The organism is Phenylobacterium sp., from assembly GCF_036723115.1.
Taxonomy (GTDB): domain Bacteria; phylum Pseudomonadota; class Alphaproteobacteria; order Caulobacterales; family Caulobacteraceae; genus Phenylobacterium.
In genome coordinates, this window is sequence record NZ_DAIMHV010000136.1 from 1 (window position 1) to 7,311 (window position 7,311).

Here is a 7,311-nt window from a genome sequence, read left to right on the forward strand (position 1 = left end):
CGCCGGCGACCCCGATCACCAGGGCTGGCTCGGCCGCGCGCTCGCCGGCCGCCCCGAGGTGACGGCCTATAATCTCGGGGTCCGGGGCGACACTGGGGCCGACATCGCCCGCCGATGGTCATTGGAGGCGCAGGCGCGGCTGACCGAGGTCGAGCCTTGCCGGATCATCTTCTCTTTCGGACGCAACGACGCCAACGCCGTCAGGGGCGGCGGCTCCCGCCTTTCGCCAGCCGAGAGCCTGAAGACCGCCCACCTCCTCATGACGCACGGGGCGCGGCTCGCGCCGGTGCTGATGGTCGGGCCGCCGCCCGCCGAGGAGCCCGCCCTGGCGGCGCGGCTGGAAGCCCTCAACGAGGCGTTCAAGACCCTCTGCGCCCGCTTGAAGGTCCCTTATCTTGATGTGCTGCGGCCCCTGGCGGCGAGCGGGACATGGCTCGCCGAGGCCCGCGCCGGCGATGGCGCCCACCCCGGCGCGGGCGGGTATCAGCAGATGGCGGACCTGATCATCGTCCATCCCGCCTGGCGCCGGTTCACGGGCCTGGACTGAGCCTGCGTCGGCGCGACCCGGCCGCCATTGACCGGGGCCTGCGCATCCCGTATATCCGCGCCTCCGATTTTGACCGCCGGGGCCAGTGGCTCGGGCGCGAACCCTATTGAGAGCTTCAGAATGGCCAATACGCCCGGCGCCAAGAAGGCGATCCGCAAGATCGCCCGTCGCACCGAAGTCAACAAAGCCCGCCGCTCGCGGGTGCGCACCTATCTGCGCCGCTTCGAAGAGGCCATTGCGGCCGGCGACGCGACCGCGGCGAAAACCGCTTTCGTGGAAGCCCAGTCCGAAGTGATGCGCGCCGTCACCAAGGGCGTGATCCACCGCAACACCGCCTCGCGCAAAGTGTCGCGCCTGGCGGCTCAGCTGAAGAAGCTGGCGGCTGCCTAAAACTTAAGCCGGGGCGCCTGTGGGCGACCTAAGCGTTTGAGTTTTCTGAACTTCTGAGAAAGCCCGCAGGCCTCGCCGGTCGGCGGGCTTTGTCATGTCCGGACCCCGGCGAAGGGCGCCTGCGACCATTGTTCTCAGGGCGTCCGGGGCCGTTTTTTGGAATTCCCTTGCGGCGCGAGGGCTGGCTGGGGAGTCAACGAAAATATCCGCAGACGGCGCGAAGAATCACCGTTGACCCCCCCCGGTCCGGGACTAGTCTCTGGAGCTTCAACACACACGTATTTCCATTCGAGTTCGGATGAAAAATCGGCGGCGGGAGTCTATGCGCTCGCCGCATAAGAACCTGTGTTTGTTGAAGAAAGTGGATCGCGGCGTGGGGTTGCGGTCCAGGATGGCGATGTTTGGGGGTAGCTGCGGAAATGGCTTCCGGAAGTCTGGCACAACAGGTGGGCATAACGCCCGCGGCCGCGGTCTGGGCGAAGACCAGTCAGACCCTGAGACGTGAGCTGGGCGACGCCACCTTCGGGTCCTGGCTGGGGCATGCGGCGCTGAGCGAGCGCTCCGATCGGGAGGTGTGCCTGGTGGCCGCCACCGGCGTGGCCCGGGACTGGATCCGCCGTCACGCCTGGCGGCGGATCGGCGAGCTCTGGGCTCAGAACGATCCCGACGGCCGGGCCCTGGAGCTGCGCTCCAAGATGGAATTCGAAGCCGCCGCGGCCGAGGCCGTGGTCGCCGAGGTGAGCCTGGCGGCGCCCAAGGCCGCCAATGCGGGCGCGTCTCCGGCCGAACCGGCCCCCGCCCCGATCCTCGAGTCTGGCCGGGACTCTGGCCTCGCCTCGACGTCGGCCGCCCTCGGCCGTGTGGACGAGGCGCCGGCCCCCCGCGCCCGCGCCGGCGGGCTGCAGGACCGCTTCACCTTCGACAATTTCGTGCCGGGTCCGGCCAATGAGTTCGCCTTCGCGGTGGCCAAGCGGGTGGGCGCCTGGGCCGACGGCCATTTCAACCCCGTGGTCTTCCATGGCCCCTACGGCTTCGGAAAGACCCACCTGCTGAACGCGCTGGGCTGGGAAGCCCTGCGCACGGCGCCCCACAAGAAGGTGGTCTATCTGACCGCCGAGCGCTTCACCCAGACCTTCGTCAAGGCGGTGCAGGACCGTCAGACCGCCGCCTTCAAGGAAGAGCTGCGCGACGCCGATCTGCTGCTCATCGACGATGTGCATTTCGTGGCCGGAAAGGCCTCCACCCAGGAGGAGCTGTTCCACACCCTCATCGCGCTCGTTCAGGACGGCCGCCGGGTGGTGATGACCGCCGACCGGCCGCCGCACGAGCTGTCGGACCTGGAGCCGCGCCTGCGCTCGCACCTGCAGGCGGGCCTGGTCTGCGGCATCGAGCCCGCCGACCGAGACCTGCGCCTGGGCATTCTGGAGCGCAAGCTGACGGTTCTGGCCCGCCAGGGGGGCTTCACCCCGGCCGCCCGGGCCGATGTGCTGCAGTTCCTGGCCGACCGCTTCACCGACAGCGTCCGCGAGTTGGAGGGCGCCCTGAACACCCTGGTGGCCCGGGTGGGCGCCCAGGTGGCCGAGCTGTCCCTGGACGAGGCCCAGACCATTCTGCGGCCGCACCTGGCCGCCCCGGAGCGCCGGGTGACGGTGGACCAGATCCAGAAGGCCGTGGCCGAGCATTACGGCCTGAAGCAGGCCGACCTGCTGTCGGAGCGCCGGGCCCGGGCCGTGGCCCGTCCCCGTCAGGCGGCCATGTGGATCGCCAAGCAGATCACCACCCGCTCCCTGCCCGATATCGGCCGGCGGTTCGGCGGTCGCGACCACACCACCGTGCTGCACGCCGTGCGGCGCATCGAGGCCCTGCGCGCCGAGGATCCGGCCCTGGCCCGCGACCTGGACGTGCTGCTGCGCAAGCTGCGCGGCTGAGGCTCACGCCCCCTCGCCGGCCCGACCGGCAAGCCTGAAGGCCCGCCACCCCCGGCGGGCCTTTCGCTTTCCGGCCCCCGGGTTTTCACGCTCCTCTCAAGACCTCCTTGGGAACCCATCCTGGGTTGCTTGACTCTCTCGGACTCCAAACTAGAACAAAAAGAGAACGGAGGATTTCGGACATGACCGGTTTTCGCAGCGGGCGTCTCGCCGCCGTGCGCGCGAAGATCGCCGCCATCGAGGCGGGCGGCCGGTCGGACTCTGAGTCCCTTCCGCTGGGCGATCCCCGCGTGGACCGGTGCTTTCCGGGCGGGCGGGGCCTGCCCCTGGGCCGCTGGCACGAACTAGGCGGCGAAGGCCTGGAGGGGGAGACCGCCGCGGCGCCGGCGGCCTTCGCCCTGATGCTGGCCCTGCCTCTGCTGCGGCGGGGACGCGGCGTGTGGATCGCCCGGCGCGACGATCTGCACGCGCCGGGCCTGGCGGGACTGGCGGGCCCTGGCCTGGGCCTGGGCCTCCCCGGAGGCCTGATCGAGGTCTGGGCGCCGGACGAGGCCGAGGCCCTGGCCGCGGCCGAGGACGCGCTTTCCACCCGCGGGGTGGGGGCGGTCTTCGTGGAGGCCGAGGCGGTCGACCTCACCGCCGGGCGGCGGCTGCAGCTGGCCTGTGAACAGGGCGGGGCCACCGGCTTCCTCATCCGCCGGCGGCCCTTCGGCGGAAGGGCGCGGGCGACCACAGGCTCGGCGGCGGCCACCCGCTGGACCATAGGCCCGGCCCCCAGCCAGCCCGCCGCCGGGCGGCTGGGCCTGGGTCCGCCCCGGTGGCGCGCCGCCCTGGAGCGCTGCCGGGGCGGACGGGCCGGCGCCTGGCTGTTCGAAAGCCCCTGCGCCTATTCGCAAACGGAGACCCAGGATGACGCGCATCCTCTGCGCCTGGTCGCCGAACTGGGCGATCGACAACTGGCGCCGACGCCACCCCGCCAGGCCGGGCCTGGACGATCCTCGCCCGTCGCCGACGGACGCCGACAGGCTGGAGGCTGAGCCCGCGCCCTTCGCCCTGGTGGAGACGGCGCGCGGAACCCGGCGGCTGAGCGCGGTGGAGTCCAGGGCCGCGGCGCTGGGCCTGTTTCCCGGCCAGAAGGCCGCCGACGCCCTGGCCCGTGTCCCCGACCTTGAACTGGCGGAGGCCGAACCCCAGGCCGACGCCCTGGCCCTGCGGGCGCTCAGCGACTGGTGCGTGCGCTTTTCCCCGGCCGTGGCCGCAGATCCCCCCGACGGTCTTTTCCTGGACATCACCGGCCTCGCCCACCTGTGGGGGGGCGAGGCCGAGCTGGCGGCCGATTTCCGCAGCCGCCTGGCCGCCAACGGACTGGAGGTGCGCTGCGCGGTGGCCGACACCCCGGGCGCGGCCTGGGCCCTGGTACGGTATGGGGCGCGGCACGGGGCAGGAGCGGGAGACGCCGGCGGCGGGGGCGAGGCGCTGATCTGCCCGCCAGGAGCCCAGGCCCAGGCCCTGCGCCGCCTGCCGCCCCTGGCCCTGCGCCTGGCGCCCGGGGCCGCCGCCCAGTTGGAGCGCCTGGGGGTGGCGCAGATCGGCCAACTGGCCCGCCTGCCGCGCGGGGAGCTGGCCCGGCGGTTCGGCGCAGAGACCCTGCAGCGCCTGGACCAGGCCCTGGGGGCCGCCCCCGAGGCCCTGGCCTTCCGCCGGCCGCCCACCCCCTGGATGGACCGCCTGGCCTTTGTGGAGCCCATCAGCGCGCCCGAGGACATGGGGCGGGCCTGCGCCGACATCCTCGAGCGCCTTTGCGCCCGGTTGAGCGCCGCGGGCCAGGGGGCCCGGCGTTTCGAGATCGCCTATCACCGGCTGGACGGCCGTCCCCTGGCCGCCCAGGTGGGCCTGGCCGCGGCCGGCCGCGAGGCGGGGCGCATCGCCCGCCTCTTCGCCCCCAAGCTGGAGCATCTCGATCCCGGCTTCGGGGTGGAGTCCGTCACCCTGGCCGCCCGGGAGGTGGAGCCCCTGGCCCCCCGCCAGACGGGCCTGGCCCCCGACGGACAGCCGCCGGGCGAGGCCGACCTCGCCCCCCTGGTGGACCGCCTGGCCAACCGGCTGGGGCCGGACCGGGTCTGGACCAGCCGGCCGGTGGAGAGCCATGTGCCCGAGCTCGCCCTGGTCCGCGGGCCGCCGCTCGCGCCGGCGCCAGGGGCCGGATGGGACCCCGAACGCCCCCGGCCCCTGCGCCTGTTCCGACGGCCTGAACCCATCGAGGCCACCGCCCCCATCCCCGATGATCCCCCCGTCCAGTTCCGCTGGCGCGGCCGCCTGCACCGGGTGCGTCTGGCCGAGGGACCTGAGCGCATCGGCGCCGAATGGTGGAGGGTCCCCGTCGAGGCGGTCTCAAGCGCCCACATCCGCGACTATTACCGGGTGGAGGATCAGGAGGGCGGGCGCTTCTGGATCTTCCGCGCCGGCCTCTATGCGGCGGGCCAGCCGGCCCGCTGGTGGCTGCACGGCCTTTTCGGATGAGCCCGACCCGCCCATGACCGCCTATGCCGAACTCATGGCCGCCACCAACTTCTCCTTCCTGCGCGGCGCCTCCCACCCCTGGGAGCTGGCGGCCACGGCCGAGGCCCTGGGCCTCTCGGCCCTGGGCGTCTGCGACCGCAACAGCCTGGCCGGGGTGGTGCGGGCCTGGAGCGCGGCCAAGGACCTGAAGCTGCGCATGCTGACCGGCGTGCGGCTGGACTTCGCCGACGGGACGCCTGGCCTGGTCTGCTATCCCCGCGACCGGGACGCCTATGGCCGCCTCACCCGCCTGCTGACCCTTGGCCAACGGCGGGCGAAAAAGGGAGGCTGCGAGCTTTCCTACAGCGATTTCGCCGACCATGCGGCGGGACAGGTCATCCTGGCCGTTCCTCCCGCCCGCCTGGACGAGGCCTTCAGGCGCGACCTGTCGCGGCTCTGCGGAGACTTCCCAGGCCAGGTCTGGCTGGCGGCGGCCCGGGGCTACGGCGCCCGCGACCTGCCCCGGCTGTCGGACCTTTCAGGTCTGGCCCAGGCCTGCGGCGCCCCCATGGTGGCGGTGAACGACGTCCTCTATCACGCGCCCGAGCGGCGGCCCCTGCAGGACGTGCTGACCTGCATTGCGGAAAAGACCACCATCGACCAGGCGGGCTGGCGGCTGGCGGCCAACGCCGAACGGCACCTGAAGTCCCCCGCCGAAATGGCCCGCCTTTTCGCCCGCTTTCCCGAGGCGGTGGCGCGGTCCCTGGAGGTGGCCGGCCTGATCGGTTTCGACCTGGGCGAGCTGCGCTACGAATATCCCGACGAGCCCGTGCCCCCGGGCAAGACCCCCATCGCCCATCTGCGCGACATCACCTGGCGCGGCGCCTCTATGCGCTATCGGCGGGGAATCCCCCAGAAGGTCCGCGACCTGCTGGAAACCGAACTCGCCCTTATCGAGAAGCTGAACTACGCCAACTACTTCCTGACCGTGCACGACATCGTCGCCTGGGCCCGCGCCCAGGGCATCCTCTGCCAGGGCCGCGGCTCGGCGGCCAATTCCTGCGTCTGCTTCTGCCTGGGGATCACGGCGGTGGACCCCACCAAGCCTGACCAGGACCTGCTGTTTTCCCGCTTCATCTCCGAGGAGCGGGACGAGCCCCCCGACATCGATGTGGATTTCGAGCACGAGCGGCGCGAGGAGGTGATGCAGTACGTCTATGGCCGCTATGGCCGCGATCGGGCCGCCATCTGCGCCACCGTCATCCACTATCGCCCGCGCATGGCCATCCGCCAGGTGGGCAAGGCGCTGGGCTTGACCGAGGACGTCACCGCCGCCCTGGCCGGCACGGTCTGGGGCAGCTACGGGACCGGGACCCCCGACGACCATGTCCGCCAGACCGGCCTTGATCCCGACAATCCCGAGATCCGCCGGGCCACCACGCTCGCCACGGCGCTGATCGGCTTTCCCCGCCACCTCTCCCAGCATGTGGGCGGCTTCGTCCTGACCAAGAAGCGCCTGGACGAGACCGTGCCCATCGGCAACGGGGCCATGAAGGACCGCACCTTCATCGAGTGGGACAAGGACGACATCGACGCGCTTGGCCTGATGAAGGTGGACGTCCTGGCGCTCGGCATGCTGAGCGCCCTGCGCAAGAGCCTTTCCATGCTGCGGGCCGACCACGGCCAGGCCCTGCACGACCTGTCCGACATCCCCCAGGAGGATCCGGCGGTCTATGACATGCTCGGCCGGGCCGACTCCGTGGGCGTCTTCCAGGTGGAGAGCCGGGCCCAGATGTCCATGCTGCCCCGGATGAAGCCCCGGCGGTTCTATGACCTGGTCATCGAGGTGGCCATCGTCCGGCCCGGCCCCATCCAGGGGGACATGGTCCACCCCTATCTCCGCCGCCGGGAGGGCAAGGAGCCGGTCTGTTTCCCCGCCCCCCATCC

General features: G+C 72.0%; 6 protein-coding genes. All 6 read left to right on the forward strand.

Annotation, left to right across the window (positions count from 1 at the left end; translation table 11 throughout):
- Positions 1-547 (forward strand): DUF459 domain-containing protein (locus V7D28_RS12405; RefSeq protein WP_333587693.1); only part of this gene is annotated, 547 nt, incomplete at its 5' end.
- A gap of 120 nt (positions 548-667) precedes the next feature.
- Positions 668-937 carry a 30S ribosomal protein S20 gene (rpsT, locus tag V7D28_RS12410; protein WP_333587694.1) on the forward strand — a complete coding sequence of 90 codons (270 nt, stop codon included), beginning with the start codon at positions 668-670 and terminating at the stop codon, positions 935-937.
- Positions 938-1,356: 419 nt separating this feature from the next.
- A complete protein-coding gene (gene dnaA, locus V7D28_RS12415; RefSeq protein WP_333587695.1) occupies positions 1,357-2,865 on the forward strand; it encodes a chromosomal replication initiator protein DnaA in 1,509 nt (502 codons plus the stop codon).
- A gap of 182 nt (positions 2,866-3,047) precedes the next feature.
- Positions 3,048-3,902, forward strand: a complete 855-nt coding sequence (locus V7D28_RS12420) for a protein imuA (RefSeq protein WP_333587696.1) — start codon at positions 3,048-3,050, stop codon at positions 3,900-3,902.
- Positions 3,784-5,385, forward strand: coding sequence for a Y-family DNA polymerase (locus V7D28_RS12425; protein WP_333587698.1), 1,602 nt, complete (start codon positions 3,784-3,786; stop codon positions 5,383-5,385). Before V7D28_RS12420 ends, V7D28_RS12425 begins: the two co-directional genes overlap by 119 nt.
- Before the next feature lie 13 nt (positions 5,386-5,398).
- Positions 5,399-7,311, forward strand: a 1,913-nt coding sequence (locus V7D28_RS12430; RefSeq protein WP_333587697.1) for a PHP domain-containing protein, incomplete at its 3' end; no start/stop codon positions are given.

Excerpts from the sequence above, each read along its gene's own strand:
- dnaA (WP_333587695.1), top strand. The coding sequence starts at position 1,357 with ATGGCTTCCGGAAGTCTGGCACAACAGGTGGGCATAACGCCCGCGGCC.
- V7D28_RS12420 (WP_333587696.1), top strand. The coding sequence starts at position 3,048 with ATGACCGGTTTTCGCAGCGGGCGTCTCGCCGCCGTGCGCGCGAAGATC.
- rpsT (WP_333587694.1), top strand. The coding sequence starts at position 668 with ATGGCCAATACGCCCGGCGCCAAGAAGGCGATCCGCAAGATCGCCCGT.